Genomic DNA, 26,815 nt, shown 5'->3' with positions numbered 1-26,815 from the left:
TTCAATTCAACAAATCTCTGAGGAGATGTCAAGGACGGGAGTCAGTCCCGGCCGGTCATGCCCTGCAGAAGCGCGAGCGCTTCATCGGCCCGATGCTCGGGCACGAACAGGTGGTCGTGATAGACCGCCGACACCGCATTGACGCTGATGCCGGCCTCCGCGAGGCGACCCGACACCGCGGCGAGAAAGCCGACGGCCTCAAGCGAGGAGTGCACTGTCAAGGTCAGAAGGCGCGAGGCGAATTGATGGTGCAGCCCGGCGCGTTCGGCCTCGTCTTTCCGCATCACCAGGGTCGTTGCTTCCGATTCGCGAAATGTCAGCACCGGCCTGATGCCGACGGGCATATCCGCGTCGGCGGCAATCGTGCAAAACACGAAGATGCCGTCCTGCATTTCGGGCTTCATATCCCGCAACAAGGTCTCGAGATTGCGTTCGCCGGCCACTGCGCATTCCCTTTTTAAGAGATTGCGCCATTCTATCCGCCAACGATGCCGACGCCACAATGGCGACAGAGGCGTCCTCGCGCGGACGTGCTGCGGCCCGACACTCTCCGAAAAGTCTCAGTTGCTCGGGATCTTGCGGCGCACCGCCTCCTCGCCGTCGTCGGTGACGCGGTATTTGCGTCCCGCAGCTCCCTCCGCGACGATCCATCCCTTTTCGATCATACCTGCGATGGTGCTCGGGCCGACGCCGGCGGGAAATGGGCGGCGATTCCGGATCGCGTCGATCGCCACGCGTTCGAGATGCGTCGCGACATGCGACGGGCGCGCCCGGTAGGCTTTCGCGACGATAAGAACAGACAGAACTTCCGCGCGGCGGCGCACGGCTGAAGGGCTGCGGGTCAGCTCGTTGCTGATCTCAAGAGCATTCCTGCCGGCCTTGGCGAGCTCCCTGAGCTTTTCGTCCTCATCAGAGGTCCAGCGCCGCACGCTCCCCATTTGCCCCTCTTCGCCTGGATACGCTGCATCTGGAATCGATGCATACGCAGGCACGGCTGATTTGCCATGTGACTTTCGCCATCTCTTGATGTGACGATCGGCACTAACGGCAATGGAGACGTCGAATTGACGACGGGCCGCTGCATCGGCCCGCGAACGGCGCGCTTATGCAACCGGTCGCGGCGCCATCTGATGCGGCAGTCAGTGCTTGCTAGGCTCGAGAGTGATCAGCACGCCGGTCGGTTCCGGTTCGTGCGGCCGAAGACTTGTGAGCTCCGGATCGCTCCAATCGGCGAGGCTCACGACTTCACCGGTCTGTCCCTGCATATCGGGCGCCTCGGCGGGCTCGAGAACCTTGAGACCACTCCTGTCGACGAAGAACGTGTGATCGCCGAACACGCTGTTCAGTTGTGCGACGGCCGGGTGATCCTCGGGAAGCACCTGGGCATCGAGTTGCGTCATCGTTTGTTTCACCTGCGTGGAACTCAGCTTCATGCGCTGCTCCTCTTTTCTTGGCTTCGGCCTTGGCTGGATTTCCCCCTTTTCACCCTCTTTCCTCAGAGGCCCGGAGTTACGAACCGATCCCGCATCGAAATGTTCCCGCGCGCGACCTATTGACTACGTCTGACCCACAGGTTCCTCGAAGCCCGAGCTGCCCGCAATGCCAGGGCTGGCGAGTGGCTGCGGCGCGATCTAGCTTGCCGACGCCGACGGTTTGGGGTGCGCGGGCGGGCTCTCGGCCGGTCGGAGGTGAATGAGTGCATCAAGCACCAGGACGAGAACCGGGCGGCGCTCGTCGTCGACCAGTTCTGTCTTGAAGATCACGACGGCGTCGTGCCGCTCCGGTCTGATCGTGATCTTCTGGATTTGCGATTGACCGGTGAGTGTGGCTCCTGAACGAACCGGGCGAGGCAACCGAATCTCGAGGCTCCGTCCGACGATGCCGGCGACCTTGGTCCAGATCGCCTCGACGACGAGGCGTTGATAGATCGCGATGGTGTTGAAGCCGCTCGCAATCAGGCCGCCGAACGGGCCTGCCGCGGCCGCTGTAGGGTCGGCGTGGATCGGCACCGGATCGTACTTCCGGGCGAACTCCAGTATCTCGGCCTCATCGATCGTGTAGGTGCCGAGCTGAAATATCTGGCCCTCGGTGAGATCTTCCGCGTACAGCATTGCAGAGCTCCTCGTTTTGGCCACGACGATAGAGCAAAGCCGACGGCTTTCCATTACCCGAGAGGTCATGAGTCGCCGGCGCGCGAGGTGGATCGCGCGCCGCACTTTGCGGCAACGCTATTGCAGCCGCGCCGCTCTCGCCTTTGCGGCCTTGACGGTGTTCTCCATCAGGCAGGCGATCGTCATCGGACCGACGCCGCGCGGCACCGGTGTGATGGCGCCGGCGACCTGCACCGCTTCATCGAAGGTCACGTCGCCGCGCACCTCATAGCCGCCCTCCGGCTTTTCCACCCGCGTGGTGCCGACATCGATCACGATGGCGTGCGGCTTGATCCAGTCGCCGCGGACCAGCCCGGCCTTCCCCACCGCGCTCACCAGGATGTCGGCCTGGCGGCAGATGTTGCTGATGCCGCGGGTGTGGATATGCGTCTGCGTCACGGTTGCGTGCTCCTTCAGCAGCAGCGCCGCCATCGGCTTGCCGACGATGTTGGAGCTTCCGATCACCACGGCATGGCAGCCCGTGAGATCGCTCTGGATCGACTTGATCAGCCTCAGGCAGCCAAGCGGTGTGCAGGGCACCAGTGCGTCGTCACCATGGAACAGGCGGCCGGCATTCAGGGCGTGCAGGCCGTCGACATCCTTTGAGGGATCGACCGCGGCCATGACCCGCAGGCTGTCGATATGCGCCGGCAAGGGCAATTGAACCAGAATGCCGTCGATATCGTCGCGCGCGTTGAGCATCTCGATCCGCACGAGCAGCTCGGCCTCGCCGGCATCGTGTGGCAGGAATTCGACCTCGCCGCGCAAGCCAAGCCGCTCGGCCATCCTGATCTTGCTCTGGACGTAGATGTGGCTGGCCGGGTCGTCGCCGACCAGGACAACGGCGAGCCCCGGCACCCGGGGCAACCGCTCAAGCTCGTCTGTTATGCTGTCGATGACAATGCGGGCATGCGCGTGCCCATCAAGAATGTTCGCCGTCATGGCACCTCCGTTTCGAAGCGGTGCCCAGGCGCGCGGCGTTCAGCCTCTGCGCTCCCCGATGGTCATCCATCCAAGCGCCAGTCGCGCAGATGGCCGGTTTATAGTCGGCCGGTCCGGCAAAGGCAATGGCGGCAGGCCTTCGCAAGCCGTGGAAAGCCGCGGCGCCCGGCTCGCGGCCGAGGGTGGGCTCGGCCGCCGGCCCGGATTCCCGGTGGACGCCATGGCGTGGACCCAAGTCGGGGGTAGGATTTGAGCGGAACTTGCGATAGTCACGGCACACCCGGTTTTTCCGATCCCGGGCGTCTTCCTCTGGTCACCACGCCATTTCGGACGTTTTCAACATGAAGCAGATCATCCTCGCGCTGGCGCTCCTGTACCCCGCTGCCGCGCTTGCCCAGGGTACCACCGCGCCGCCGCCCAATGAGGCCAAGCCAGCCGCCTCGCAACCGCCGATGGTCGGCGACAAGCCGCTGGTCCAGATCGGCAAGAAGCAGGCCGCCAAGAAGGGCGAGAAGGCTGCCGCCGGCAAACCGCAATCGGTCGCGCAGAAGCTGCAGGCCTGCCAGGATGTCGACGACGGCACCAAGGAGCGGCTGAACTGCTACGATGAGATCTTCAAGCCGCAGCCGAAGCCGAAGGCGACCCCGGCCAAAGGCGTGAACGACTGTCGCTTCGTGAAGGAAGAGGACGAGCGGCTGACTTGCTACAACGGCTTCGCCGACAAGATCCCGAAGCTGCCCCGTTAACCGCATTCACCGCCGCGCAGGCGGCGATGGGCGAAGCGCAAGCTTGATGGATCAAGCGAAGCGCCGCCATTGCCCGGCGGCACAGCTCTGGTTGCGGCTACGTTACCAGGTGCCGAAGCCGCCGAAACCGCCAAAGAAACCGCGCGGCTGCTGCTGGGCCATCCGGAACGGCTGGAACATGCCCGGCGGCGCCATGCGTGGTTGCTGGAACTGGCTCGGCAGGCGGGCTCGGGCGACACGACGCTTCCTCGACGCGTGCGACTGGGCCTGCGCCTGCTGCTCAGCCGGCTTCGCCTCCTGACCCTTCTTGCCTTCCGCAGATCCCAACTGGGCAAAGGTGTCGCGAACGCGCGAATGCGCCGTCGTCATGTCCTTAGCGGGCGGAATGGCAGCGGCGACCGCGTTCACCTGCGGCGGAACAATAGTGGGCAGGTTGGTGTCATAAACCACCCGCTCCGGCAACTTCTGGGTTGACCTGATGCGAACAACGGTCTTGTCGAAATCCGGCGACGACAAGCCGTTGGACGCAGCAACGTCCTCTTGCGGCAAGATCGCGTTTACAACGAACAACAGCGCAAGCAGAACCCCGCCGACAAAAAGGAAGTAACGCGCCATTGGCATTTTGACAGCTCCCCCGCGCGTATCAGGCGCGGTTCATATCGCCTTGGCACGACGACACATCTCATCGCCCGCCGATTTCATCCATTGCGCATGACCACCTGGGAAAATCGCCATCCACGTTGCCGGACCGTGGTGGAAACGGGCAAGCTTATAGTTAGTTCCTGATCGTCCCCGACGGTTCACCCGGGGTGGTCACTTTTTCGGGATGAGGATCTGGCTACAGGCGGCTCGCGGTCACCAGAGAACACTTCGCCTTGCTTGCGTTGATGTTCACGAACCCAATCAGCATGTGGGTGTAGGTCTTCCGGCTCTTCCTGGCGATGGCGCCGGGAATGACGCGCGTGCGCTCGGTCAGGGGACTGCCGTCACGGCGGACGAAGGCGCAGGCGATCTCGACATCCTTCACCGCGAAATCGTTGGCATTGCGCAGCGTCAGGGTGACGAGTGCCTTTGAGCCAAGCCCGCCTCGCTGAAAGGACTGCGATGCGATCCGCAGCCTGTCGAGCGGTGACTTATCGGACGTCGGTCCTGGCACCTTCTCATCTTGTGCTGCTTGCGGGGCCGCGACGACACCGACGGTAGCCGGTTCGTCGGACGGTGCGGCCGCGACCGACGGAGATGGGACCGCCGCCAACTGCGTCCGGCCTGACTGCACTGCATTGGAAGCGTTTTGGGCTGGGAGGGTGATGGAGGAAGAAGACCTGTCATCGTCACCGGCGTCGCTCGGCTCCGGGAGCATAAGCCATGCGGCGATCCCGGCGACGACGATCACCGCTAGCGCCAAGCTGGCCCAAAGGCTTAGTTCATCGAAATGTTCAGCGCCCGCCTTGCGAAACGACGCCAAACCGATCCGCATCGTCGTGCCCTCACCCCGCTGGCCACGCCAGGAGGCGCCCTGGCCTCTGGGACGGCCGCCAAAGGGCGCCACTGCCGAGACAATTGCCGAGCTCCGAAATAGTTTCATTCGGGGACGGCGAGATTGCGGCGGGCGCGCGGGATGGAATGGCCGACGACAGGCCGCAAGCACGCTTGGATTGAGCCGTCGTCACGCTTTAGCTCCTTGTTCGAGCACGATCTTTTCGGAAAAACGGCTTCGCACTTTTCGCAATCGTGCTCTAGATTTGCGCTGCGAAACAACGCCTGCACAAGCGGCGCAAGAACCAGCAAGGAGATCGCAATGCCGACCGTGACCTGGGACCACATCCACCTGCGCAGTCCAGATCCCGAGGCGACCGCCATTTGGCTTCGCGACATCCTCGGTGGCGAGATTATCCGCGGACCGGGCCGCATCGACGTTCAGCTTGGCGGCGCCAAGGTCTTCATCGCTGAGGTGACCCCGGGAGACGGCGTCAACGCTCCACCGGTGACGCCCTATCAGGGACTCGATCATTTCGGGCTGACAGTGAAGGACATCGACGCGGTCGCCAACGAGCTCAAGGCCAAGGGCGTCGAATTCACGAAAGAGCCGACTACGATCCGTCCAGGCGTGCGCATCTGCTTCATCCGCGGCCCGCAGGGCATCTCGATCGAACTGCTCGAGCGCGACAAGAAATACGCGTGAGCCGACTGTCACGCGCTTCGGATGAAGCCTGGCGCCAAGTCCGCTACGTCATGCTGCCGGGCATGAAGCAGCGGATCGTAATGCCCATGTAGCTGCGGATCGGCCAGACCATGGCGCGACCGGCGCGGTTGGGCTCGGTGATCACCGCATCGTCCGGCACATCGATCCATTGGTTATCGAGGCGGACGCGGTAGTGTCCGTTCTTGGACTCCCAATCGACGTCGCTGACTGCCGTGCCATCGGCATCCGAACAGCACGGCCCCTTGCCGCTGCGCAAACCATCAAACCACTGCTTGAGGGGCGAATTGGCATAGCGGCCATCGGGATCCCGCGCTTGCGCGACGTGCACAGTCGCCACCGACAGGAGCGCCACAAGACCAAGGCAAAGTGACGCCGTCACACGGACCGCCGGATGACGGACCGAACTTCCAGAGACCTCGCATGAGCGCGCCGAAGGGCCGCCGGCTTCAATCCAATCTGTCATATGTCTCTTGCTCCAGCACTACCGGCCAGTGCAATCAGAGCCATGCATTTCGCGGGCCAGTTCGATTCACGCGTACGGTCCGCTGTCATGGCGCTGTCACACCGACTGGCAGGAACCGAGGGTTCACGCCAACGCAGGCCACCCCATAATTAACCTGCCGCGTTGCGCGAGGTTGCGCGCTTTGGCATAAAAAACCGACCGGCTTCCGTGGGCGCGGCGGCCGGCAAAGCGGGACGTCATGAAGAACGGGCTGTACTCAATCCACGTCACCCTGCTGGACGGGCGCGTCGGCAAGGGTAGCGGCGTGATTCTTTTCCGGGACGGCCAGATTTTTGGCGGCGACGCCTATCTCTACTACACCGGTACCTACACGGTGAAAGGCGACATATTCAGGGGCGAGGTCCTAGTGCAGCGCCATACCACGCCGCGTGACACCGACAACCCGCTGTTCGGAGGCCCCGCCCCGGTCGGCATCGGCGTCTCCGGCACCTTCACCGACACGCGCGCGACCATGAGCGGAACCGCGCTGGTCGGCAAGGCCAGCCTGATCTTCAGCGCGACGCTGCACAGGCTCACGGATATCAATTAGGCCGAGTACAGTCGGCCGACGCCTCAGGTCGCGCCGTGCGCCTCGAGGTAGAGGGCGTAGATCGAGTGACAGGCCGCCATGTAGAGGCGGTTGTTCTTGGGGCCACCGAACGTCAGGTTCTCGCAACGCTCAGGCAGGCGAATGAAGGCGAGCGGTTTGCCCTGGGGGCTGAACACCATCACGCCGTCGAGGTCCTCGGGCTTTCCCTTGAGCTGATAGATCTTGCGGCCGTTGACGTCGGTCGGCTCGGACTGCAGCGTTCCGTTGCTTCCCCATCCGCACCAGAGATTGCCGTCGCGATCGACCCGGAAGCCGTCCAGCGAACCCTGATCGGCGGCGTCGATCAGCTTGGACTTGTTGCCGACCGTGCCGTCCGCATTGACGTCGTAGCTCCAGATGCTGCGGTTCGGCGTGCCCTTCCATTCGACGACGTAGAGCTTCTTCTCGTCCGGCGAGAACGCGAGCCCATTGGGATTGACGAGGTCGGTGATGACCGCCGTCAGCTTGCCGTCGGTGCCGATGCGGAACACGTTGGTGTTGGCCTGTTCGGGCTTGGTCTTGAAGCCCTCCCACTCGCCGGCGATGCCGAACACCGGATCGGTGAACCAGATCGTATCGTCCGACTTCACCACGATATCGTTGGGCGCGTTGAGGCGCTTGCCCTCGAAGCTGTCGGCGAGCACGGTGATCTTGCCGTTCTTCTCGGTGCGCGTGACCCGCCGCGTCACGGAATGCTCGCAGGTGACCAGCCGGCCCTGGCGGTCGCGGGTGTTGCCGTTGGCAAAATTGGCGGGGCTGCGGAAGACGCTGAGGCTGCCGTCCTTCTCGCTGAATTTCATGATGCGATTGTTGGGAATGTCGCTGAACAGCAGATAGCCGCCCTCGGGGAAATAGGCTGGCCCCTCCGCCCAACGCATGCCGGTGGCGACCTGCTCCAGCGTGCTGCTGTAGAGCCGGTATTTCGCAAAGCTCGGATCGAGGATTTCGACGGCCGGATCCGGATAGCGCTGATTGGGCTTGAACGGGAACGACTGCGCCATCGCTGGGCCAGCCACCGCGCTTGCCACACCGGCGCCGATGCCGGCCATCACGTTGCGACGTGAGATCATGTCGTGCCTCCCTGCTGCGATCGCCCACTGATCGAAGGTCGATTGAGGGAGCGGTACGGGCGTTGTCAGCAACCGTCCAATTCCCTTCCGGCATCGATCGATACTAATCAAATATCGATCTACTCCGCCGCCTGCTCCAGCGGCGCGACGCGGGGCAGGATGATCTGGATGCGCGTGCCCTGTCCGGGTTCTGAATCGAGATGCAGCCGTCCACCCAGGCGCGTGGTGACGATGCTGTAGACGATATGCAGGCCTAGCCCAGTGCCGCCCTGATCGCGCCGGGTCGTGAAGAAGGGATCGAAGGCGCGGCGGCGCACGTCGAGGCTCATGCCGCAGCCATCGTCGGCGAAGATCACCTCGACATGATCCTTGCCCAATGCGCGCACCTGGATGTCGACCTCTCCGGCCCGGCCATCCGGAAACGCATGCGCGACCGAGTTGAGGAACAGATTGGTCAACACCTGGCCATACGGTCCGGGATAGGAGTTCATGATCAGGTTCGGCTCGCAATCGACGTTGAGCGTCAGATTGTGCTTGCGCAGGCCGGGCCGCAGGCTCATCACCACCTGCTCGGTGAGATCGCCGAGATCGAAGCTGCGCTGATCCGAATAGTTGCGATCCGCGGCAACCTGCTTGAACGACTGGATCAGCTCCGCAGCGCGGTTGAGATTCGCGACGAGCTGCGACGAGGCGTCGCGGGCCGTTTCCAGGAAATCGTTGAGGCTGGAACGGCGCAGATCGCCACGCTCGACCTGACCGGCGAAATTCGCGGTCTTGCGTTCGAGCGCGGACGCCACCGTCAGGCTGATGCCGACGGGATTGTTGACCTCGTGTGCGACGCCGGCCACCAACCGCCCGAGCGCCGCAAGCTTCTCGGCCTCGATCAGCGAGTTCTGGGTCTCGCGCAGATTGCGCAGCGCGGCTTCGGCGGAATCCTTCGCCTTGCGCATCTCCTGCTCGGAGCGCTTACGTTCGCCGATATCGAGCGCGACCGTGACGATGTTCTCGATCTCACCCTGCGCCCCCAGGATCGGCAGCTTGTTGACCAGCCATTGCCGCATGTTGCCCGCGGAATCCTCGTACTCCTCCTCGTAGAAGCCGAGCTCGCGGCGCGCCGACAGCACGCGCTTGTCGTTCTCGTCGGTCTTGGCGGCGCCATAGCGCGACATCAGCTCGGCGGTGGTCTGGCCGATCGCGTCCTGCGGCTCGATGCCGAAGATGCCGGCCATGTAGCGGTTCATCATCACGTAGCGCAGATTGCGGTCCTTGACGTTGATGACCGCGGGCACGGTGTCGATGACCATCTGCAGCAGGCGCCGGCCTTCGGCGATCGCGTCCTCGGCGCGCTTCTGGTCGGTGATGTCGCGTACCGTGCCTTCATAGCGGATCACCTCGCCGGCCTCGTTGTGTACGGCGGTCGCCGAGTCCGACAGCCACAGCACGGTGCCGTCGCGGGAGCGCACCTGGTACTCGTAGTCGCGCACCATGCCGTGGCGCTGCATCAGCTCTTGAAATCGCGCGCGGGCCGCCCGATCCACATAGACGGCAGAGGCGATATCGTCGATGCCGTCGATCAGGTCCTGCGGCGTGGCGTAGCCCATCATCCGCGCCAGCGCCGGATTGGCGTTGAGCAGCGTGCCGCCCGGCGTCGTCACGTAGATGCCGTCGACCGAGGCCTCGAACAGCTTGCGGTAGCTCTCCTCGGCGAGCCGCTGCTCGGCAAGAGCACGCAACGCGGCCTCGCGGGCGCTATCCGCGTCGACCAATGTCTGGCGGAACACTTCGGCGGCGCGCGCGATATCGCCGATCTCGTTGTCGAGATCGGCGCCCGGGATGAACGCGCTCTTCTCGCCTCCTGCGACCTTGCGGATCGAACCAGCGATCCTGGCCAGCGGCCGCACGGTGCGGCGAACCACGAGCACCGCCGCAAACAGGCCGATCAAGACGCCCGCCGTACCGAGCACGATGCTTTGCCATTTCGCCTCCGCCAGCGTGCGCGCGAAATCCCGCGACAGCACGTGCCCGCGCCGCGCGCTGAGCTCACGTAGCAGCTCGGTGACGCGCTGGATCAGCCGCCCCTCTTCGCCGAGCACCTCCCTGTCGATGTCGGCGATCTGGCCCTCGCGCACCGAGATCGCGCCAACCGCCTCGGCATATTTGTCGACGGCGGCCCGCAGCGCCGGATCGGCAATGGTCATCGCGCGCATGCTCCGCGCGCCCTGCTCGGCCGCCGACGTATTGTGCGCAAGCAGCGCGGTGCCGATACGGCTCTGGATTTGCGACAGCTCGGCCGCCGTCATCGGATCCGAGCTCGCCGCGATCGCCTTGTCGAAGGCGTCACGCAGCGGCGGCAGCGCGGCGATCAGCTCGGCGCGGCTGCTGAGCAGCGCCGAGATGCGCTCGATGCCGCTGCGATAGGTCGCAAGCCGCTGGGTGACGCCGTCGATCATGTCCTGCTGCTCGGGGGCGAGCTCGATGCGGGTCTTCTTCAGGATCTCGCTCAGCGATTGCGCCGCGCCCGCGACCTGCGCCGACTGGCTGCCCGGTTCGGTGACGAAGTCCCGCGCCGCCAGCCGCAGCTCGTTCATGCGCCGATCGATATCCTCGGCGATGTCGCCGACGCTTTGCAGCCGCTGCAGCTCGGCAAAGGTCGCGTCGATGTGACGGATCGCGACCACGCTCGCGGTGGATGTGATGATGATCACAGCCAGCACCAGCAGGAAGCTGCCGAACGTGAGCTGGCCAATCGACAGCGAGAACGCTCGCGGCGCTTGCGAATTCGGCGGCAGTTCTGCTGTCATGTCATCGGGGCCGGGGTCCAGTCCGGCCGCAATATAAGGGAAATTACGTGCTTTGGGGAACAGGACGACGGCCGATCAACAAGCCGGCCGCGTGACCGAAGGTGATTTGCGTCACGCTGGCGAAGCACTTTGGCTCAATCCGGCACCCGCACAGGCCTGCGACGACCCTTCGGCATGGGCCGAAGTGTGAGCCTGCGGGGACGACGGAACTACCCCGTCGCGCCGACCTCGAAGACCTCGCCGTCATAGCCCGCTTCCTTGGGGATGCGGAGCTGGCGGCCGGTGGCGGTTTTGGTCATCACGGGCATCACCGTGACGATCGCCATGCCCTCGGCATCGGCGAGCGCGCCCTGGACGCTGGTCTGCTTGCCGAGCCGGATCAGGTTGCGGGTGGTCGGGAACGGCAGCTTGAAGCGGCCGGTCTCGCCGCCCTCCAGCGCCTCGCGCGGCGACACCCAGATCGAGTCGGTCGATTCCTTGCCGTCATGGGCGCCGAGTTGCTCCGGAGGAGCGGCGGCGAGGAAGAACCAGGTGTCGAAGCGCTTCGGCATGCCCTCCGGTGTGATCCAGTGGGCATAGGGCACGAGCGCATCGAGCGCCAGCACCAGACCGTTGTCGGCCAGGATGGTCTGGAAGGTGATCTTGCCCTCGTTCAGGTCAGCGCGATGGGCCAGCGCGATCTCGCTCGCCCGCTTCGCACCGACCAGCTCCTTCGCGCCTTTCGGCCGCGCCAGCAGGATGCCGCTTTCCTCGAAGGTCTCGCGGATCCCGGCGATGCGGAAACCGAGCGCATCGGGATCGAGCCCCGCGCCACCGGAATAGAGCGCAGGATTCGCCGCGATCTCCTTGTCGTTCCGGTCGACGCTGCCGCCCGGAAACACCAACGCACCCGAGTTGAACTCGATCTGGTGATGGCGGACCATCATGAAGATTTCGATCCCGCGGAACGGTACAGCGTCCCGCAGGAGCAACACAGTCGATGCAAGGCGCGGAGCGACGATTTCGGTCATGAAGGGCTAGCCCGCTGCGCTGGATTGGGGTTGCAGGTTGGCGCGGCGGTCCACGCGGGCGACACGCGACAACAGATAATCGACTTCCGCCCTCGCCTGCGGCGTGATCACCGCACCCGGCTTGCGCTGGGCGCTCGAGGCGATGATGCCGCGCTTCTGCAGTACGTATTTGCGCACGGTCAGGCCGACGCCGGGCTGCTGCTCGTAACGGATCAGCGGCAGATGCGCATCGAACAGGTCGTGCGCCGCATCGCGCTTGCCGGCCTTGGAGAGCTTGACGACGTCAATCAGAAGCTCCGGAAAGGCATAGCCGGTCATCGCGCCGTCGGCGCCGCGCTCCATCTCGAAATCGAGGAACAGGCCGCCGTTGCCGACCAGGATCGACAGCGGCCGCAGCGAGCCGTCCTTCTGGAAGTTGCGCAGCGTCGAGATCTTCTCCAGGCCCGGCCAGTCCTCGTGCTTGAGCATCACGCAGGACGGGCTATCCATCACGATCTTGCGGATCACCGCGGGCGTGAACACGACTGTCAGCGTCAGCGGATAGTCCTGCAGCACCCAGGGAATGTCGTCGCCGATCGCGTCCTGCGCCTGCTTAAAATAGGTGATGATCTGGTCATCGGTGCGCAGGTTCGGCGGCGGCGCGATCATGACGCCAGCGGCGCCCGCATCCATCGAGGCCTTCGCCAGCGACCGCATCGAGGCAAAGCCCGGCGCGGAGACGCCGACGATCACCTGCAGCTTCTTGGCGCGCTTCACAAAGCGCAGCGCGACCTGCTGTGCCTCTGCGGCGTCGAGCTTCGGCGCCTCGCCCAGGATGCCGAGCACCGTGACGCCGTCGCAGCCGACCTCGCTGTAGAAATCGGTCAGCCGGTCGATCGATGTCTCGTCGATGCGGCCGTCATCGTGGAACGGGGTCGGCGCGATCGCAAAGGTTCCTGCGGCCTGGGCGGTGAGCTTCATGGATGCCTCTATCATCTGTCGTCATTCCGGCCTCGCAAAGCGAGAACCCGGAATCTCAAGGTTCCACAACGCGCAATTGCGCATTGGGGTTCGATGCTGGCGCATCGCCCCGGAACGACGTGTAGCACCTAAAACCGCCGCGCGCCCATCTTGATCTGCTCTTCGGAGAAGAAGATCTCCTTGGCATGGGTGACGATGTCCTCGGCTTTCCAGCCGGTAAAGGGCGGCTTCCAGCCCTCCATTTCCATCATCCGCATCTCGCGGACGCCGCGCGGGCCCGAGACGCCGAGCACCTTGCCGGTCTGATCGCCTGACAAGTCGCTGACCATGTACAGCACCGCCGGCGCAATGCCGTCCGGACCGAGCGCCGCGCCAGGGTTCTCCTTGTAGCGGGGCAGGTCTGCGGTCATGCGGGTCAGGGCGCCCGGCGCCAGCGTCCAGATCCGGATGTTGTACTTGCGGCCCTCGATTGCCAGCACGTTGGAGAGGCCCCAGATACCGCCCTTGGCGGCGCCGTAGTTGGTCTGACCGAAATTGCCGATCAGGCCAGAGGTGGACGACGTGTTGACGATGACGCCGCCGCCATTGTCGCGCATCCATTTGAACACCGGCTGGGTGCAGCAGAAGGTGCCCTTCAGGTGCACCTTCATCACCTTGTCCCAGTTCGCTTCCTTGGCCTTGTGGAAGGTCTCGTCGAGCAGGATGCCGGCGTTGTTGACCAGGATGTCAGCGCGGCCGAAATTCTTGATGGCGTCGTCGAACACCGACTGGCCGCCGGCCATGGTCGAGATGTCGGCGCCGTTGGCGACCGCGCGGCCGCCCTCGGCCTTGATCGCGTCGACCACCTTCTGCGCCATCGACTTGTCGGAGCCCGAGCCGTCGCGCGGGCCGCCGAGGTCGTTCACCACCACCGCCGCACCTTCGCGCGCGAACAGCTTCGCGTAGGCTTCACCTAATCCGCCGCCGGCGCCCGTGATCAGCGCCACCTTGCCGTCGAGCAATCCCATGGTTGTTTCTCCCTTGCTTTGTCTTCTTCACCTCTCCCCGCCTGCGGGGAGAGGTCGGAATTCGCGCCAGCGAATTTCGGTTGAGGGGCACTGGACTATCCGCGACATCTGCTCCGCGGAGGCGCCCCTCACCCCACCCTCTCCCCGCATCCGCCTTCGCCCGAAGGCGGGCTTCGGCGGACAAGAGAGCGGGGCGAGGGAGCCGACGGCCGCGACGCGTTGCCTACGCCAGCACCGTCTTGCCGCTCTTGATCACGGTGACGCCGCGCGACTTCACCTTGGCTTCGAACGACACCACGTTGCCGTCCTTCCACAGCTCCATCGTCACGGTCTCGCCGGGAAACACCGGCGAGGAGAACCGCGCCGCGTGCTGCTTGAAGGCGGACGGATCGTAGTCGGCATAGGTCTGCAGCACGCCGCGGCAGGTGATGCCGTAGGTGCACATGCCGTGCAGGATCGGGCGCGGGAAGCCCGCCTTCTTGGCGAACTCCGGATCGGAGTGCAGCGGATTGCGGTCGCCGCAGAGCCGGTAGATCAGCGCCTGGTCGGGCCGCGTCGTGATATCGACAACCTTGTCGGGCGCGCGCTCCGGCACCTTGTGCGGCTCGGGCTGGCCGTCTGACGGCCCGCCAAAGCCGCCGTCGCCGCGGGCGAAACGCGAGGCCACCAGCGTGGCGAGCTTCTCGCCCTTCTCGTCCTTCAGCACGGTCTGGTGACGTATGACAGCACCCTTGTCCTTGCCCTTGTCGAACACGTCGAGCACCGTTGAGTCGGCGGTGATGTGGGCCGCGGTCGCGAATGGCTTGTGGAAGGTGATGTCGCGCTCGCCGTCGACCACCATCACGCGGTTGAGATTCATCTCGCCGGGACCGGCGCCCCACGCCGCGACCGACGCGAAGGTCGGCACCACCTTGAGCGGACGCGGCGTCAGCGTGCCCTCGTTGACGAAGGCCAGCTCCTTCTCGTCCATCGGATCGGCGCCCAGTCCGATACCATAGGCGTAGAGCATCACGTCGCGGTCGGTGTAGCTGTATTTCTGGCCGAGATTTTTCAGGGCCATGAGCTCTTCATACACGATCGGCATTGTTGTTTTCTCCCCGAACTTTCTTGCGGCGCGGTGCTCGTTGAAGCGCCCTCTCCCCTTGCGGGAGAGGGCCACGCCGGCGTCAGTCACAAACTCGCTTCGGTGAGGGGTTCGCGCCGCAGAGAGATTCTTTTCGCGGAAAGAGACCCCTCACCCGCCTTCGCTTGCAGCGAAGGCACCCTCTCCCACAAGGGGAGAGGGTAAAATCAGGCCGGCGTGAAGAACGGCAGTGGCGCGCCATCGGTCGGCTTCCACACCACCTTCACCTTCTGGCCGATCTTCACCTTCTCCAGATCGCAATCGACGATGTTGGTCTGCAACGACGGACCTTCCTTCAGCGTCACATAGGCGATCGCATAGGGCCCGGTCGGCGACTTCCGCATCAGGCTGTAGGTGTAGACAGTCGCCTCGCCGCTCGACTCCTCCCACACCGTCTTGTCGGAGAAGCAGAACGGGCAGATCGCGCGCGGGAAGTAATGCGCTTCGCCGCAAGTGTTGCAGCGCTTGATCATGAACTTGCCGGCCTTCGCCGCTTCCCAGAACGGCGCGGTCTCCGGGTTGGTCACCGGGGCATTGTACTTCTTGGCTTCAGACATCACGCGCGCTCCAGAATGCAGGTTGAGGCGGCGTGGCGAACGCCGAGCAGGCCGCCAGTGCCGTGGGCGATCGCGAGGTCGCAGTTCTTCACCTGCACCTTCGGATGCGCCTCACCGCGTAGCTGCCGGACAGCCTCGAGGATCTTGGTCATGCCGCCGCGGTTGACGGGATGGTTGCTGCACAGACCGCCACCATCGGTGTTGAATGGCAGCTTGCCGACGCCCGAGATCAGGTTGCCGTCGGCGACGAACTTGCCGCCCTCGCCCTTCTTGCAGAAGCCGAGGTCTTCAAGCTGCATCAGCACGGTGATGGTGAAGCTGTCATAGATCGAGGCGTATTTGATGTCCTTCGGCGTCACGCCCGCCTCTTCAAAGGCGCGCGGACCGGACCACACGCCGGCGGAGTACGTCAGGTCGAGATCCTTGCCGCCGCGCGGCCCCTTCATCGCCTCGCCATGGCCGATCAACCGCACCAGCGGCTTCTTCAGGCTCTTCGCGATCTCGGGCGTGGTGACGATCATCGCGCCGCCGCCGTCGGTGACGACGCAGCAATCCATCCGGTGCAGCGGGTCGGAGATCATCGGCGAGTTCAAGACGTCCTCGACTGTCACGACCTCCTTCAGCATCGCATGCGGGTTGTATTGCGCATGATGCGAGGCCGCGACCTTGATCCAGGCGAGCTGCTCGGAGGTGGTGCCGTAGTCGTGCATGTGGCGCATGGCACACATGCCGTAGGCATTGTGCGTGGTAGCCCCGTAGGCGGATTCGAAATCGAGCTCGGCGCCGGCGGCGCGCGGCGGCATCGGGCCGGTGCGCGGCTTGCCCGCCAGCGTGACCAGCGCGACCGAGCACTTGCCCGCGGCGATCGCTTCGGCGGCGTGGCCGAGATGGATCAGATAGGAACAGCCGCCGGTCTCGGTGGAATCGACGTGGCGCAACTTCTTGGTGTTGAGGCCGAGATAGTCGACCATCGGCCACAGCCCGCCCGGCGCGTCGCCGGCGCAGAAATAGCCGTCGATATCGTCCTTGGTGAGCCCGGCGTCCTCGAGCGCACCCTTGGCGACCTCGGCGTGAAGCTGTGCAGTTGATTTGTCGGGTGCGTGCCGGGTGGGATGTTCATAGATCCCGGCAATGTAGGCTTTGCCCTTGATGGTCAAATCGTTCTCCGCTGGCGTCTCTCAATCGTCCAGCGTTTTTCTGAACTGCTCGCGCGACCTTGGCAAGCGCGGAAATATTCCGTCAGGCGAGACTCGTATCTGCAAGCTCATTCGTCGTCCCGGCGAAAGCCGGGACCCATAACCACAGGATCGTGTTGGTAGATGGTGCTGTGGTCCTAGCGTTGTGCAACAACGAACTGCGGTGGTAATGGGTCCCGGCTTTCGCCGGGACGACATCGAGAGCTTGGCGAGCCTACTCCGCCGCCACCTGTCGTGGTGCCGGCGGTGGGTTGGCGAGGTCGGCTGCGAGTTGCGCGTAGCGAACCTTTGCCTCCTTGATCGCCTTCTCCTTCACCGGGCCGTAGCCCCTGATACGATCGGGCAGCGAGAGCAGTTCGACCGCGATGTCGTGATTGAGCGGCGACAGAAGGCCGAGCACTGTCGCGACGTCCTTCTCATAGCCTGCAATCAAATCGCGCTCGAGCTTGCGATCGGCATTGTAGCCGAAGATGTCGAGCGGCGTGCCGCGCAGGAAGCGGAATTTCGCGAGCACCTTGAAGACGGACATCATCCAGGCGCCGAACGCGCGCTTCTTCGGCCGGCCCTGCGCATCGAGCCCGCCGCCGAGGATCGGCGGCGCGAGATTGAAGCTGAACTTGAACTCGCCCTCGAACTGGTCGCGCAACTGCTTCTCGAAATGACCGTCCGTGAACAGGCGCGCCACCTCGTACTCGTCCTTGTAGGCAAGCAGCTTGGCGTAGTTGATTGCGACCGCGCGCGGCAGCGCCTCGCCATAACCGCCCTTGGCCGCGGCCTCGCGGACCTGGTCGACCAGCTTGCGGTAGCGTTTCGCCAGGCGCGAGCTCTGGTAGCCGGTCAACAGCGCCATCCGATGGGTGACGATTTCGTCGAGCGACATCGCCTCCAGCGTCTTCGGCGGCACGACGTCGTCCTGATCCTTCAGCATCGCGGCGAGGCGAGCTGGATCAGCGGCGGCGAGCCGGCCCAGTTCGAACGCCTGCGTGTTCATCTTGATCGAGACGCCGTTGACCTCGATCGCCTTCTCGATCGCCTCGGCCGACAGCGGCAGCAAGCCGCGTTGATAGGCGAATCCCAGCATCATGATGTTGGTGGCGATGCTGTCGCCGAGCAGTGCCTCGGCCGGCTTGGTGAAGTCGAAGAAGGTGGAGTCCGTGCGCAGCTCGGTCTCCAGCACGCTGTTGACCTTACGGGTCTGGAAGTTGAAATCGCGGTTCAGGATGAAATCCGCGGTCGGGATCACATGGCTGTTGATGATGCCGACGGTGCGGCTCGCATCGCATAGCGTGATGGTGTCCTTCGAAGCCGCCACCACCTCGTCGGCGGCGAGCACGAGATCGGCCGTGCCGGTCACGATCCGCGAGCAGGTCACGTCTGCGGTGTGCTCGGAGAGCCGGACGTGGCTCAGCACCGCCCCGCCCTTCTGCGCAAGGCCGGACATGTCGAGGATCATGCTGGCCTTGCCCTCGATGTGAGCGGCCATGCCGAGCAAGGCGCCGATCGTCAGCACGCCGGTGCCGCCGACGCCGCCGACCGCGATGTTGTAGGGCCGGTCGAGCGGAGGCTTCGATGCCGGCTCCGGCAGATCGCCGATCGAGCCGAGATCGGGCGGTGCGCGCCGCCTGAGCTTGCCGCCGTCCACGGTGACGAAGGACGGGCAAAAACCCTTCACGCAGGAATAGTCCTTGTTGCAGGTCGACTGGTTGATGGTGCGCTTGCGCCCAAGCTCGGTCTCCAGCGGTTCGACCGAGATGCAGTTCGACTGCACCGAGCAGTCGCCGCAGCCTTCGCAGACCGCCGGATTGATCAGCACGCGGCGCTGCGGGTCCTCCATCAGGCCGCGCTTGCGGCGGCGGCGCTTCTCGGCGGCACAGGTCTGCACGAATACGATCGCCGACGTGCCCTTGTACTCGCGGCACATCTTCATGACGTTTTCGAGCTCGTCGCGATGATAGAGCTTGACGCCGGGCGCGATCGTGTCGGCCGGATAGGCATCGGGATTTTCCGAGACCAGATAGATCTCGCGGATGCCTTCGGCGTGGAGCTGGTGTGTGATCTGCTGCGGCGAGAGGTCGCCGTCGTGGCGCTGGCCGCCGGTCATCGCCACCGCGTCGTTGTAGAGGATCTTGTAGGTGATGTTGGCCTTGGAGGCGATCGCCTGGCGGATCGCGAGAATGCCCGAATGGAAATAGGTGCCGTCGCCGAGATTGGCGAAGATATGGTTCTCGTTGGTGAACGGCGCGATGCCGACCCACGGCACGCCCTCGCCGCCCATATGGGTGAAGGTCTCGGTCGAGCGGTTCATCCACAGCGCCATGAAATGGCAGCCGATGCCGGCGAGCGCGCGGCTGCCTTCCGGCACCTTGGTCGAGGTATTGTGCGGGCAGCCCGAGCAGAAATACGGCACACGGGTGACCGGCGCGGTCGCCTGCATCTGCGTCGACTGCCGGCCGTTGAACCAGTCGGCTTTGGCGCGCAGCATCTCGGCAATTTCAGGATTGAGATTAAGTCGAAGAAGTCGCTCGGTCAGCGAGCTCGCCAATGAGGCGACGCTGAGCTCGGCAGCGAAGGTGAGAAAGCGCTTGTCGTGATCGTCCATCTTGCCGACGATGCGCGGGCGGACGTCGTCGCGCCAGTTGAACAGCTCCTGCTTGACCTGGTTCTCGACGATCTCGCGGCGTTCCTCGACGATGAAGATCTCCTCGAGGCCGACCGCGAAATTGCGGACGCCTTCCGGCTCCAGCGGCCAGGGCATGCCGATCTTGTAGAGGCGGATGCCGATCTTGGCGGCGATCTCTGGCGTGATGCCGAGCTCGCGCAGCGCCTGACGGATGTCCTCGTAGCTCTTGCCCGAGGCCATGATGCCGTAGCGCGCGTTGGGCGAATCCATGGTGACGCGGTTGACCCGGTTGGCGCGGGCAAAGGCGATCGCGGCAAAGCCCTTGTAGTCCTGCAGCCGGCGGTCCTGCTCGAAACGATCGTCCGGCCAGCGGATGTTCAGCCCGCCCGGCGGCAGTTCGAAATCGGTCGGGATCACGAACGGCGTCATCTCATCGGTGAGGTCGATCTCGGCCGTGGTCTCGACCGTCTCGGTGATCACCTTCATGCCGACCCAGCAGCCGGAGTAACGCGACATCGCGATACCCAACAGGCCCATCTCGATCATTTCATGGATGCTGGAGGGATAGAGATAAGGCATCAGCGCGGAGATGAAGGCGTGGTCGGACTGATGCGGGACGGTGGAGGATTTTGCGCCGTGGTCGTCGCCGGCAAGGCAGAGCACCCCGCCATGCTTGGCCGAGCCGGCGGCATTGCCGTGCCGGAATACGTCGCCGCAGCGATCGACGCCGGGGCCCTTGCCGTACCAAATGCCGACGGCGCCATCATACTTGGCGCCGGGCGACAGCCCGAGCTGCTGCGAGCCCCAGATCGCGGTGGCCGCAAGGTCCTCGTTCACGCCGGGCTGGAACTTGATGTTGTACTGCTCGAGATGCTTGCGGGCGGCGAATAGCTGCTGGTCGTAGCCGCCGAGGGGGGATCCGCGATAACCGGAGATGAACCCTGCGGTGTTGAGGCCGGCGGCGCGATCGCGCCTGATCTGCGCCATCGGCAGGCGGACCAACGCCTGGATGCCGGTCAGGAAGACGTGGCCGGTGTCCTGGGTGTATTTCTGGTCGAGGCTGATAGGCCCTTGGTTGATTCCCATTTAGCCCTCTTTTCGCTGGTCGCGACGACCGACTTTTAGCTAGTCATCCGAGCTGGTTAGAGCCAGTCTATGTCGGATTTTTCGCGGCGCGCAGCACAATTCTGAGTAAGGAAGCTCGGCATTCAAAAATCGCAATTTCGTGCCGGGAATATCGGAGCGCCGTTTCGGTTTCTGTCGCAGGACGGGTCTGCCGCGAAATGGCGTAACGCGGCTCGCGAAGCGGACGGTGCAAGGATGGGGCAGCGACGTCGAACGACGGCAGTGATTCTGGCGACCCTGCTGTTGTGCGGTGCGTTCGCGGCGCGCGAATGCCGGGCCGAGCCGTCCGACGACACGGTGGCCCGCGGCAAGGCCCTGGCGATCGCGGGCGATTGCGCGAGCTGCCACACCGCCGACCCCGCCAAGCCCTTTGCCGGCGGCAAGCGGGTCGACACGCCGTTCGGCGCTGTTTTCTCGCCGAATTTGACGCCCGACCGCGATACCGGCATCGGCGGCTGGAGCGACGATGACTTCCTGCGCGCGCTGCGCACTGGTGTCTCGCCGGACGGCGCGCATTATTACCCGGCGTTTCCCTACCCTTATTTCACCAAGCTGATCCGCGACGACATGCTGGCGATCCGCGCTTATCTCGCGACGCTCGTCCCCGTCGCCAACAAGGCGCCGCCGCCGGAATTGCGCTGGCCGTTGAACTACCGCGTGCTGATGCGCGCCTGGGATTACCTGTTCTTCACGCCCGGCATCATCCAGCCGGACCAGGGCAAGAGCCCGCAATGGAATCGCGGGCGCTATCTCGTCGAGGGTCTCGCTCATTGCGGCGCCTGCCACACGCCGAAGAACGTTTTCGGCGCCGACCGGAACGATCAGGCGTTCGGCGGCAACATGGTCCAGGGCATGTTCGCGCCGAGGCTCGATGGGGCTGGTCGCAGCGGGCTGAAGTCCTGGAGCGTCGACGATATCGTCGAATATCTGCAGAGCGGCCGCAACGGGCGCAGCCATGCCGGTCCGCTGATGTCGGAGGTGGTCGTCAATTCCACTTCGAAGATGAGCGACGCCGACCTGCGCGCGATCGCGGTCTATCTCAAGGGCCTGCCGGCCGGCGCGCCGGAGCCTGAAGTCAGCCCACCCCCGGCCGCGCAGATGAGCGACGGCGAGCAGATCTACCGTGGGGCCTGCGTCTCCTGCCACGAACTCGATGGTTCGGGCTCACCGCGGGTCTATCCGCCGCTGCCCGGCAACGCCAACCTGCAATCGGCCAACCCTGCGAGCACGCTGCGCATCATCCTCGACGGCGCGCAGACCGTGACCACGCCGCGGGCGCCGAACGCCGGCTCGATGCCGTCCTATCCGAAGCTGACCGACCAGCAGATCGCCGATGTCGCGACCTATATCCGCAATTCCTGGGGCAATGCCGCGCCGGCGGTGACGGCGGACGACGTCGTGAAAGCGCGGCAGGCGAAATAGGTCCTCACCGCTCCTCGTGATCGAATACGAATTTCGGCATCTCCCATTTGAAGCGGATCGCGAGCAGGCGCAGCGTCAAGCCGAGCGCGAATGTCAGCAGGGTCCAGAGCTGGTCGTTCACCTCCAGGCCGAACGCAGTCGCATAGAACAAGCCGGTGACGACGGAGACGCTGGCGTAGAGCTCGCTGCGAAACAACAGCGGCACCTCGTTGCAGAGAATGTCGCGCAGCACGCCGCCGGCGCAGCCCGTGATCATGCCGGAGACGATCACGATCGGCAGCGAGGCGTCGACCTGCCAGGCGATATCGCAGCCGGCCATCGTCAGCACCACGAGCCCGATCGCATCGAGCACGAGGAATGCGAGGTTGAGGCGGTGCACCAGCCGCGCCAGCACGATGGTGACGAAGGCCGCAACCACCGCGATCGCAAGATAGATCGGATGCGCGACCCAGAGCAGCGGGTAATGGCCGAGCAGCACATCGCGAATGGTGCCACCGCCAAGCGCCGTGACGGCCGCGAGCATACAGACGCCGGCCCAATCCATGCTGCGCTTGCCCGCGGCCAGCGCCGCGGTCATCGACTGCGCCGCAACCGCTATGAATGAGAGTGCGTGCAGCACTGAATCGGTGGGCAGCAGGGTCCACATCGGGAAAAGACCTTATCAAATCCTGCATCGGGGAACGGGAATCAGCGGTTCCATCATGAACCGGTTGCAACATTGGCGCGGAACATCCTGAGACGCCAGCCATTGTCTCCTGCGTTTAGTTTTGGGGTGCTAACGGAGGAACAATTAATGACCTACGATCCCAACGATCCGCGGCGCGCCGACCCGACCGATGAGGAACTCCGTCGCCAGGCGCGCTTCAACAGTCTGGACAACGAGGTGCAGCCGGATCCGGAACTCGGAGAAGGTCCGGTCAGCGGCACCAAGGTTGCCATGTTCGCCGTCGCGGTCGCCGTGGTGCTGGGCGCGCTGTTCTATGGACTGAACAACACGTCGGTGAACCAGGCAGGCACGACACCGCCCACGCAGACCGCACAACAGAACTCGGGCAATCCGGCCACGGCGCCTCCGGGCATGCGTGACGTGACGCCGAAGCCGAACAGCCAGCCCGGCATGACCACAGGAGCGGCGCCGGCGCAGCCCACAAACCCCTCTGCCAACCAGCCGACCGGCCAGCAGAACGACGGCTCGGAGGGCAACAAGAACAGCTATTGAGCGGACGGAGAATGACCAAGCAGCGGACCTCATCGGCCCGCTGCTTTTTGTTTGCGCCCGATCACTTGAACATCTTGTTCAGCTCGCCGCCGGGATAGCCGTTGGCGAACTCGGTGAAGGTACCCTTCTCGGCCATCTCCTTGGCGGCCTTCATCACCCCGGCCCAGGCCATCCGTGCCAGCGAGCCGCCGACGCTGATCCGGCGTACGCCGAGGTCGCCGGCCTCCTGCAACGACAGACCCGGTGCGCCAATCAGAAGATTGACCGGCTTCGGCGCCACCGCCTTTACGACCGCCGCGATGTCATCCTTGGTCTTGATGCCCGGCGCATAGAGAACATCGGCCCCAGCGTTCGAGTAGGCCTGCAGCCGTTCGATCACCAGCTTGATGTCCTGTTGACCCCACAGGAATGCCTCGCAGCGCCCGGTGAGCAAGACGCCGCTGTTGTCGGCGTCGATCGCCTTGCGCGCCGCTTTGATGCGCTCCACCGCGAGCGTGAAGTCGAACAGCGGCTTGGCCGCGTCTCCCGTGGAGTCCTCGATCGACAGCCCGGCGACGCCGGTCTTCACACCGCGCGCGACATTGGCCGCGACGCTGTCGGGCTCGACCGCGAAGCCACCCTCATAATCCGCGTTGACGGGAATATCGACGGCCGCACACAGCGCCGTCAGATGGGTGCAGACGTCGTCGACCGTGACGCGGTTGTCGGCCCGACCGATCGTCCAGGCAAAGCCTGCGCTGGTCGATGCCAGCGCCTTGAAGCCGAGATGTTGTAATGCGCGGCCGCTGCCGACATCAAACGGGTTCGGGATGATGAAGCACCCGCTCTCATGTAGCTTCTTGAAGGCAGCTCGTTTGTCAGCAGTTGTCAGCAGCATTGTCTTCTCCCTATGCCTGGTTGGCCGCGCAGAGATAGGCACGCGCGCTTGTGCGCGCCAGAGCTGCGAACAGGAGGCGCCTCGCCTGATAGCTCGTTACCGCGCCTCGTGAACTGCGCGGCTATCCTTCGGCGCTTGATCACGCTCGTTCATGCCGTAATCCCTGATCACGCTGGCGACGCGCAGGCGATAATTCTCGAAGATCTGCGCGCGGCCCTTGGCCTGGGTGCGGCGATGCTCGACCGTATTGCGCCACGCTTCGACCGCCGCCTCGTCGCGGAAGAACGACAGCGACACGAACTTGCCTTTCTCGGTGATGCTCTCGAACCGTTCCACCGAGATGAAGCCGTCAATCTCCTGCAGGATCGGCTTCAACGCAGCCGCCAGGTCGAAATATTGCTGCCGGTGCTCCGGCTTCGGCCAGACTTCGAAGATCACGGCGATCATGGGTGGCTCCGCACTTATTGTGTTGGCGGCACTATAGCGCGACCTTGCGCAGAAAGGTCCTCTCCTCCGCCAGGATGAACCTGTTTTCTTCCGCGAAATTGAAGTTCGCGACGCCCTCCTCGTCGGTGCGCAGCCGCGCCCGGTAGGCCTCATAGGCGGCAAGGCTTTCGAACGAGATCAGCGCGAATGCGACATTGTTGGTGCCCTCGTGCGGCATCCAGTAGCCGATCAGGTCGCCGCCGCAGCGCGGGATGATCGACAGCCAGTTCCGCGAATACTCCTCGAACATCGCCCGTTTGAATGGATCGAGCTGGTAGCGGATGAAGACGGTGATGGTCATAGGGAACCTCCAATGGTTTCCGCCATTGCAGAGCCAACCGGTCGCGCTCCGTATGGGTCCTCGCAACGGCGACATTGCAAAACACTAGCGGCTTGCTCAACGTCGATGCTTCGGCTAACATCGAACTATGAAAGCAGGACCCGACATCTCCAGGATTGCCGCCCTCGTGGGCGATCCCGCACGCTGCAACATGCTGACCGCGCTGATGACCGGTCGCGCGCTGACCGCGAGTGAGCTGGCGCAGGAGGCCGGCATCACGCCGCAGACGGCGAGCTCGCATCTGGCGAAGCTCGAGGCCGGCGGGCTGGTCGAGCCGGAGAAGCAGGGCCGCCACCGCTATTACCGCCTCACCGATCCCGATGTCGCCGACGTGCTCGAAGGCCTGCAAGGGATCGCAGCCCGTGCCGGCCACATGCGCGTGCGCACTGGTCCGAAGGATCCGGCGCTGCGCCGCGCGCGGGTCTGCTACGACCATCTCGCGGGCGACCTCGGCGTGCAGATGCTCGACAGCATGAAGCGGCAGAAGCTGATCCGCCAGACCAAGCAGGCGATCGAGCTCACCGGCGACGGCAAGCGCTTCATGGCCGAGGAGCTGCAGATCGACGCCGACGCGCTGACGCATCCGCGCCGTCCGGTGTGCAAGGCCTGCCTCGACTGGAGCGAGCGACGGCACCATCTCGCAGGCACATTGGGCGCCGCCATCATGGACCGTTTCACGGAACTGAAGTGGGCCGCGCGCGACGCGACGCCGGGCAGCCGCGTGGTCAATTTTTCGCGAAACGGCGAAAAGCGATTTGCAGCGCTGTTCGGGGCGGGCGAATAACGGCGCGCGTTCGCTCGCGCGCCAGGCCGGCCCGCACGAACGCGTGACATCGCTTCCGGAGCCTTCCATGAATCATCGTCCCTTTGCCGCGGCGCTGTTCGCCGCTCTGCTCGCCTTGCCTTTCGCGCCCGCCTCCGCTGCCGAGCGCGAGCCCTACGGCATCGGGCTCGAAGGCTTCCCTTATCCCTACCCCGTCCACATGCTGCCGCTGGTCAATGACGGCGAGCAGTTGCGGATGGCCTATATGGACGTCGCGCCCGCGCAGCCGAACGGACGTACCGTGGTGCTGCTGCACGGCCGCAACTTTCCCTCCAGCTACTGGGCACCCGTCATCAAGACGCTGACCGATGCCGGCTATCGCGCCGTGGTGCCGGATCAGGTCGGCTTCGGCAAATCTTCGAAGCCGCAAGGCGACCTGCATTTCGACAATCTCGCGCGCAACACGATGACGCTGCTCGATCATCTGCAGATCGCCAAGGCCGACGTCGTCGCGCATTCGATGGGCGGCATGGTCGCGGTGCGCATCGCCCGCGCCTATCCCGATCGCGTCAATCATCTGGTGTTGACCGCGCCGATCGGGCTTGAGGACTACCGGCTCTACGTGCCGCCGACGCCGACCGAGAAGATCCTCGAGCACGAAGACAAGCTGACCGCGGAGGGCTATCGCAAGCAGCTCGAGGCCAATTATGCGCTGAAGCTGCCGCCGGACCAGGTGACGCCGTTCATCGATGCGCGGTTCAACATCAAGGGCAGCGCCGAATATCCGCGCTGGCTGCACGCGTTCGTCGCCTCCGCCCAGATGATCTATCGCGAGCCCGTCGTGCACGAGATACCGCTGCTCACGCAGCCGACGCTGTTCATCATGGGCGCCGACGACCACAACGCGCCGGGCCGGCCGAACGCTCCGGAAGCGCTGCGTCCGAAGATGGGACAGAACGCCGATCTCGCCAAGGCACTGGCGGCGAAGATGCAGAACGCGCGCGCCGAGGTGATTCCGAATACCGGGCACCTGGTCTTTCTCGAAGCGCCCGCGAAGTATGACGAATTGTTGCTGAGCTTCCTTGCGGCGCACTGACGCAGCAAGCG

At 64.5% G+C, this 26,815-nt stretch carries 28 protein-coding genes and 1 riboswitch; of the genes, 7 read left to right on the top strand and 21 right to left on the bottom strand.

Features of this window, described 5'->3' with window-relative positions; translation table 11 throughout:
* Positions 1–41: 41 nt before the first annotated feature.
* The 5 genes from P6U30_RS16150 to P6U30_RS16130 form a co-directional block, all read right to left on the bottom strand.
* Positions 42–443: an ACT domain-containing protein gene (locus P6U30_RS16150; protein WP_407169913.1), complete on the bottom strand. Its 402-nt coding sequence runs from the start codon at positions 441–443 to the stop codon at positions 42–44.
* Positions 444–560: 117 nt separating this feature from the next.
* Positions 561–938, bottom strand: a complete 378-nt coding sequence (locus tag P6U30_RS16145) for a hypothetical protein (RefSeq protein WP_407169912.1) — start codon at positions 936–938, stop codon at positions 561–563.
* A 201-nt stretch (positions 939–1,139) separates the two neighbouring features.
* The gene (locus P6U30_RS16140; protein WP_407152003.1) at positions 1,140–1,433 is read right to left on the bottom strand and encodes a hypothetical protein; all 294 of its coding nucleotides are present in this window, start codon (positions 1,431–1,433) and stop codon (positions 1,140–1,142) included.
* Between the two features lie 198 nt (positions 1,434–1,631).
* Positions 1,632–2,111 carry a MaoC/PaaZ C-terminal domain-containing protein gene (locus tag P6U30_RS16135; RefSeq protein ID WP_407169911.1) on the bottom strand — a complete coding sequence of 160 codons (480 nt, stop codon included), beginning with the start codon at positions 2,109–2,111 and terminating at the stop codon, positions 1,632–1,634.
* A 117-nt stretch (positions 2,112–2,228) separates the two neighbouring features.
* Positions 2,229–3,092 (bottom strand): bifunctional 5,10-methylenetetrahydrofolate dehydrogenase/5,10-methenyltetrahydrofolate cyclohydrolase, encoded by an 864-nt coding sequence (locus tag P6U30_RS16130; protein ID WP_407169910.1) that lies wholly within the window; start codon positions 3,090–3,092, stop codon positions 2,229–2,231.
* Positions 3,093–3,107: 15 nt separating this feature from the next.
* Positions 3,108–3,187: riboswitch (ZMP/ZTP riboswitch) on the bottom strand.
* A gap of 246 nt (positions 3,188–3,433) precedes the next feature.
* Between P6U30_RS16130 and P6U30_RS16125 the strand changes: the two genes are divergently transcribed.
* A complete protein-coding gene (locus P6U30_RS16125; protein ID WP_407169909.1) occupies positions 3,434–3,838 on the top strand; it encodes a hypothetical protein in 405 nt (134 codons plus the stop codon).
* 102 nt (positions 3,839–3,940) lie between these two features.
* Here the strand turns inward: P6U30_RS16125 and P6U30_RS16120 are convergent, their stop codons facing one another.
* Positions 3,941–4,453, bottom strand: a complete 513-nt coding sequence (locus P6U30_RS16120) for a hypothetical protein (protein ID WP_407169908.1) — start codon at positions 4,451–4,453, stop codon at positions 3,941–3,943.
* 223 nt (positions 4,454–4,676) lie between these two features.
* Complete coding sequence (locus P6U30_RS16115) at positions 4,677–5,315, bottom strand: hypothetical protein (protein ID WP_407169907.1); 639 nt, start codon at positions 5,313–5,315, stop codon at positions 4,677–4,679.
* Positions 5,316–5,636: 321 nt separating this feature from the next.
* Here P6U30_RS16115 and P6U30_RS16110 point away from each other — a divergent pair, with 321 nt between their 5' ends.
* Complete coding sequence (locus P6U30_RS16110; RefSeq protein ID WP_407169906.1) at positions 5,637–6,020, top strand: VOC family protein; 384 nt, start codon at positions 5,637–5,639, stop codon at positions 6,018–6,020.
* Between the two features lie 43 nt (positions 6,021–6,063).
* On the opposite strand, the gene P6U30_RS16105 is transcribed toward P6U30_RS16110, so the two are convergent.
* Positions 6,064–6,504, bottom strand: coding sequence for a hypothetical protein (locus P6U30_RS16105; protein ID WP_407169905.1), 441 nt, complete (start codon positions 6,502–6,504; stop codon positions 6,064–6,066).
* Between the two features lie 238 nt (positions 6,505–6,742).
* On the opposite strand from P6U30_RS16105, the gene P6U30_RS16100 reads away from it, so the two are divergent.
* Positions 6,743–7,093: a GrlR family regulatory protein gene (locus tag P6U30_RS16100; protein WP_407169904.1), complete on the top strand. Its 351-nt coding sequence runs from the start codon at positions 6,743–6,745 to the stop codon at positions 7,091–7,093.
* Between the two features lie 23 nt (positions 7,094–7,116).
* Here the strand turns inward: P6U30_RS16100 and P6U30_RS16095 are convergent, their stop codons facing one another.
* The 9 genes from P6U30_RS16095 to P6U30_RS16055 all read right to left on the bottom strand — a co-directional run bounded on the left by P6U30_RS16095 (position 7,117) and on the right by P6U30_RS16055 (position 20,562).
* On the bottom strand, positions 7,117–8,202 hold the full coding sequence (locus P6U30_RS16095) for an SMP-30/gluconolactonase/LRE family protein (protein ID WP_407169903.1): 1,086 nt from the start codon (positions 8,200–8,202) through the stop codon (positions 7,117–7,119).
* A gap of 119 nt (positions 8,203–8,321) precedes the next feature.
* Positions 8,322–11,003 (bottom strand): PAS domain S-box protein, encoded by a 2,682-nt coding sequence (locus tag P6U30_RS16090; RefSeq protein WP_407169902.1) that lies wholly within the window; start codon positions 11,001–11,003, stop codon positions 8,322–8,324.
* Positions 11,004–11,212: 209 nt separating this feature from the next.
* Positions 11,213–12,013 carry an NUDIX hydrolase gene (locus P6U30_RS16085; RefSeq protein WP_407169901.1) on the bottom strand — a complete coding sequence of 267 codons (801 nt, stop codon included), beginning with the start codon at positions 12,011–12,013 and terminating at the stop codon, positions 11,213–11,215.
* A gap of 6 nt (positions 12,014–12,019) precedes the next feature.
* A complete protein-coding gene (locus tag P6U30_RS16080; RefSeq protein WP_407169900.1) occupies positions 12,020–12,973 on the bottom strand; it encodes a dihydrodipicolinate synthase family protein in 954 nt (317 codons plus the stop codon).
* A gap of 128 nt (positions 12,974–13,101) precedes the next feature.
* Complete coding sequence (locus P6U30_RS16075; protein WP_280977406.1) at positions 13,102–13,980, bottom strand: SDR family oxidoreductase; 879 nt, start codon at positions 13,978–13,980, stop codon at positions 13,102–13,104.
* A 223-nt stretch (positions 13,981–14,203) separates the two neighbouring features.
* Positions 14,204–15,064, bottom strand: coding sequence for a MaoC/PaaZ C-terminal domain-containing protein (locus tag P6U30_RS16070; RefSeq protein ID WP_407169899.1), 861 nt, complete (start codon positions 15,062–15,064; stop codon positions 14,204–14,206).
* Between the two features lie 206 nt (positions 15,065–15,270).
* Complete coding sequence (locus P6U30_RS16065; protein WP_076831312.1) at positions 15,271–15,660, bottom strand: Zn-ribbon domain-containing OB-fold protein; 390 nt, start codon at positions 15,658–15,660, stop codon at positions 15,271–15,273.
* Positions 15,660–16,817: a thiolase domain-containing protein gene (locus P6U30_RS16060; protein ID WP_407169898.1), complete on the bottom strand. Its 1,158-nt coding sequence runs from the start codon at positions 16,815–16,817 to the stop codon at positions 15,660–15,662. The genes P6U30_RS16065 and P6U30_RS16060 overlap by 1 nt, the downstream gene beginning before the upstream one ends.
* Before the next feature lie 253 nt (positions 16,818–17,070).
* On the bottom strand, positions 17,071–20,562 hold the full coding sequence (locus P6U30_RS16055; RefSeq protein WP_407169897.1) for an indolepyruvate ferredoxin oxidoreductase family protein: 3,492 nt from the start codon (positions 20,560–20,562) through the stop codon (positions 17,071–17,073).
* 234 nt (positions 20,563–20,796) lie between these two features.
* Between P6U30_RS16055 and P6U30_RS16050 the strand changes: the two genes are divergently transcribed.
* Positions 20,797–22,023: a cytochrome c gene (locus P6U30_RS16050; RefSeq protein ID WP_407169896.1), complete on the top strand. Its 1,227-nt coding sequence runs from the start codon at positions 20,797–20,799 to the stop codon at positions 22,021–22,023.
* A gap of 4 nt (positions 22,024–22,027) precedes the next feature.
* On the opposite strand, the gene P6U30_RS16045 is transcribed toward P6U30_RS16050, so the two are convergent.
* Positions 22,028–22,669, bottom strand: a complete 642-nt coding sequence (locus P6U30_RS16045) for a trimeric intracellular cation channel family protein (protein ID WP_407169895.1) — start codon at positions 22,667–22,669, stop codon at positions 22,028–22,030.
* Between the two features lie 147 nt (positions 22,670–22,816).
* Here P6U30_RS16045 and P6U30_RS16040 point away from each other — a divergent pair, with 147 nt between their 5' ends.
* Positions 22,817–23,242: a hypothetical protein gene (locus P6U30_RS16040; protein ID WP_407169894.1), complete on the top strand. Its 426-nt coding sequence runs from the start codon at positions 22,817–22,819 to the stop codon at positions 23,240–23,242.
* 61 nt (positions 23,243–23,303) lie between these two features.
* Here P6U30_RS16040 and P6U30_RS16035 read toward each other — a convergent pair whose 3' ends face one another.
* The 3 genes from P6U30_RS16035 to P6U30_RS16025 all read right to left on the bottom strand — a co-directional run bounded on the left by P6U30_RS16035 (position 23,304) and on the right by P6U30_RS16025 (position 24,906).
* Entirely contained in the window at positions 23,304–24,119 is an 816-nt protein-coding gene (locus P6U30_RS16035) for an oxaloacetate decarboxylase (RefSeq protein ID WP_407169893.1), read from the bottom strand.
* A gap of 96 nt (positions 24,120–24,215) precedes the next feature.
* On the bottom strand, positions 24,216–24,566 hold the full coding sequence (locus P6U30_RS16030; protein WP_407169892.1) for an antibiotic biosynthesis monooxygenase family protein: 351 nt from the start codon (positions 24,564–24,566) through the stop codon (positions 24,216–24,218).
* A gap of 31 nt (positions 24,567–24,597) precedes the next feature.
* Positions 24,598–24,906, bottom strand: a complete 309-nt coding sequence (locus P6U30_RS16025) for an NIPSNAP family protein (RefSeq protein ID WP_407169891.1) — start codon at positions 24,904–24,906, stop codon at positions 24,598–24,600.
* A 127-nt stretch (positions 24,907–25,033) separates the two neighbouring features.
* Here P6U30_RS16025 and P6U30_RS16020 point away from each other — a divergent pair, with 127 nt between their 5' ends.
* Together P6U30_RS16020 and P6U30_RS16015 are read left to right on the top strand one after the other, a co-directional pair.
* Positions 25,034–25,729, top strand: a complete 696-nt coding sequence (locus P6U30_RS16020) for an ArsR/SmtB family transcription factor (RefSeq protein ID WP_407151981.1) — start codon at positions 25,034–25,036, stop codon at positions 25,727–25,729.
* Between the two features lie 67 nt (positions 25,730–25,796).
* Positions 25,797–26,804: an alpha/beta fold hydrolase gene (locus P6U30_RS16015; RefSeq protein WP_407169890.1), complete on the top strand. Its 1,008-nt coding sequence runs from the start codon at positions 25,797–25,799 to the stop codon at positions 26,802–26,804.
* Positions 26,805–26,815: the final 11 nt, after the last annotated feature.

It is taken from the genome of Bradyrhizobium sp. ORS 111 (genome assembly GCF_045571485.1).
Taxonomy (GTDB): Bacteria; Pseudomonadota; Alphaproteobacteria; order Rhizobiales; family Xanthobacteraceae; genus Bradyrhizobium.
Note: the sequence above shows the minus strand (reverse complement) of the source record. Positions and strands in the feature narration are given on the sequence as shown.

What these genes read in the sequence shown, in the direction of transcription:
- P6U30_RS16145 (WP_407169912.1), bottom strand. Translation starts at nt 938, where the DNA reads ATGGGGAGCGTGCGGCGCTGGACCTCTGATGAGGACGAAAAGCTCAGG.
- P6U30_RS16140 (WP_407152003.1), bottom strand. Translation starts at nt 1,433, where the DNA reads ATGAAGCTGAGTTCCACGCAGGTGAAACAAACGATGACGCAACTCGAT.
- P6U30_RS16135 (WP_407169911.1), bottom strand. Translation starts at nt 2,111, where the DNA reads ATGCTGTACGCGGAAGATCTCACCGAGGGCCAGATATTTCAGCTCGGC.
- P6U30_RS16130 (WP_407169910.1), bottom strand. Translation starts at nt 3,092, where the DNA reads ATGACGGCGAACATTCTTGATGGGCACGCGCATGCCCGCATTGTCATC.
- P6U30_RS16125 (WP_407169909.1), top strand. Translation starts at nt 3,434, where the DNA reads ATGAAGCAGATCATCCTCGCGCTGGCGCTCCTGTACCCCGCTGCCGCG.
- P6U30_RS16120 (WP_407169908.1), bottom strand. Translation starts at nt 4,453, where the DNA reads ATGGCGCGTTACTTCCTTTTTGTCGGCGGGGTTCTGCTTGCGCTGTTG.
- P6U30_RS16115 (WP_407169907.1), bottom strand. Translation starts at nt 5,315, where the DNA reads ATGCGGATCGGTTTGGCGTCGTTTCGCAAGGCGGGCGCTGAACATTTC.
- P6U30_RS16110 (WP_407169906.1), top strand. Translation starts at nt 5,637, where the DNA reads ATGCCGACCGTGACCTGGGACCACATCCACCTGCGCAGTCCAGATCCC.
- P6U30_RS16105 (WP_407169905.1), bottom strand. Translation starts at nt 6,504, where the DNA reads ATGACAGATTGGATTGAAGCCGGCGGCCCTTCGGCGCGCTCATGCGAG.
- P6U30_RS16100 (WP_407169904.1), top strand. Translation starts at nt 6,743, where the DNA reads ATGAAGAACGGGCTGTACTCAATCCACGTCACCCTGCTGGACGGGCGC.
- P6U30_RS16095 (WP_407169903.1), bottom strand. Translation starts at nt 8,202, where the DNA reads ATGATCTCACGTCGCAACGTGATGGCCGGCATCGGCGCCGGTGTGGCA.
- P6U30_RS16090 (WP_407169902.1), bottom strand. Translation starts at nt 11,003, where the DNA reads ATGACAGCAGAACTGCCGCCGAATTCGCAAGCGCCGCGAGCGTTCTCG.
- P6U30_RS16085 (WP_407169901.1), bottom strand. Translation starts at nt 12,013, where the DNA reads ATGACCGAAATCGTCGCTCCGCGCCTTGCATCGACTGTGTTGCTCCTG.
- P6U30_RS16080 (WP_407169900.1), bottom strand. Translation starts at nt 12,973, where the DNA reads ATGAAGCTCACCGCCCAGGCCGCAGGAACCTTTGCGATCGCGCCGACC.
- P6U30_RS16075 (WP_280977406.1), bottom strand. Translation starts at nt 13,980, where the DNA reads ATGGGATTGCTCGACGGCAAGGTGGCGCTGATCACGGGCGCCGGCGGC.
- P6U30_RS16070 (WP_407169899.1), bottom strand. Translation starts at nt 15,064, where the DNA reads ATGCCGATCGTGTATGAAGAGCTCATGGCCCTGAAAAATCTCGGCCAG.
- P6U30_RS16065 (WP_076831312.1), bottom strand. Translation starts at nt 15,660, where the DNA reads ATGTCTGAAGCCAAGAAGTACAATGCCCCGGTGACCAACCCGGAGACC.
- P6U30_RS16055 (WP_407169897.1), bottom strand. Translation starts at nt 20,562, where the DNA reads ATGGGAATCAACCAAGGGCCTATCAGCCTCGACCAGAAATACACCCAG.
- P6U30_RS16050 (WP_407169896.1), top strand. Translation starts at nt 20,797, where the DNA reads ATGGGGCAGCGACGTCGAACGACGGCAGTGATTCTGGCGACCCTGCTG.
- P6U30_RS16045 (WP_407169895.1), bottom strand. Translation starts at nt 22,669, where the DNA reads ATGTGGACCCTGCTGCCCACCGATTCAGTGCTGCACGCACTCTCATTC.
- P6U30_RS16040 (WP_407169894.1), top strand. Translation starts at nt 22,817, where the DNA reads ATGACCTACGATCCCAACGATCCGCGGCGCGCCGACCCGACCGATGAG.
- P6U30_RS16035 (WP_407169893.1), bottom strand. Translation starts at nt 24,119, where the DNA reads ATGCTGCTGACAACTGCTGACAAACGAGCTGCCTTCAAGAAGCTACAT.
- P6U30_RS16030 (WP_407169892.1), bottom strand. Translation starts at nt 24,566, where the DNA reads ATGATCGCCGTGATCTTCGAAGTCTGGCCGAAGCCGGAGCACCGGCAG.
- P6U30_RS16025 (WP_407169891.1), bottom strand. Translation starts at nt 24,906, where the DNA reads ATGACCATCACCGTCTTCATCCGCTACCAGCTCGATCCATTCAAACGG.
- P6U30_RS16020 (WP_407151981.1), top strand. Translation starts at nt 25,034, where the DNA reads ATGAAAGCAGGACCCGACATCTCCAGGATTGCCGCCCTCGTGGGCGAT.
- P6U30_RS16015 (WP_407169890.1), top strand. Translation starts at nt 25,797, where the DNA reads ATGAATCATCGTCCCTTTGCCGCGGCGCTGTTCGCCGCTCTGCTCGCC.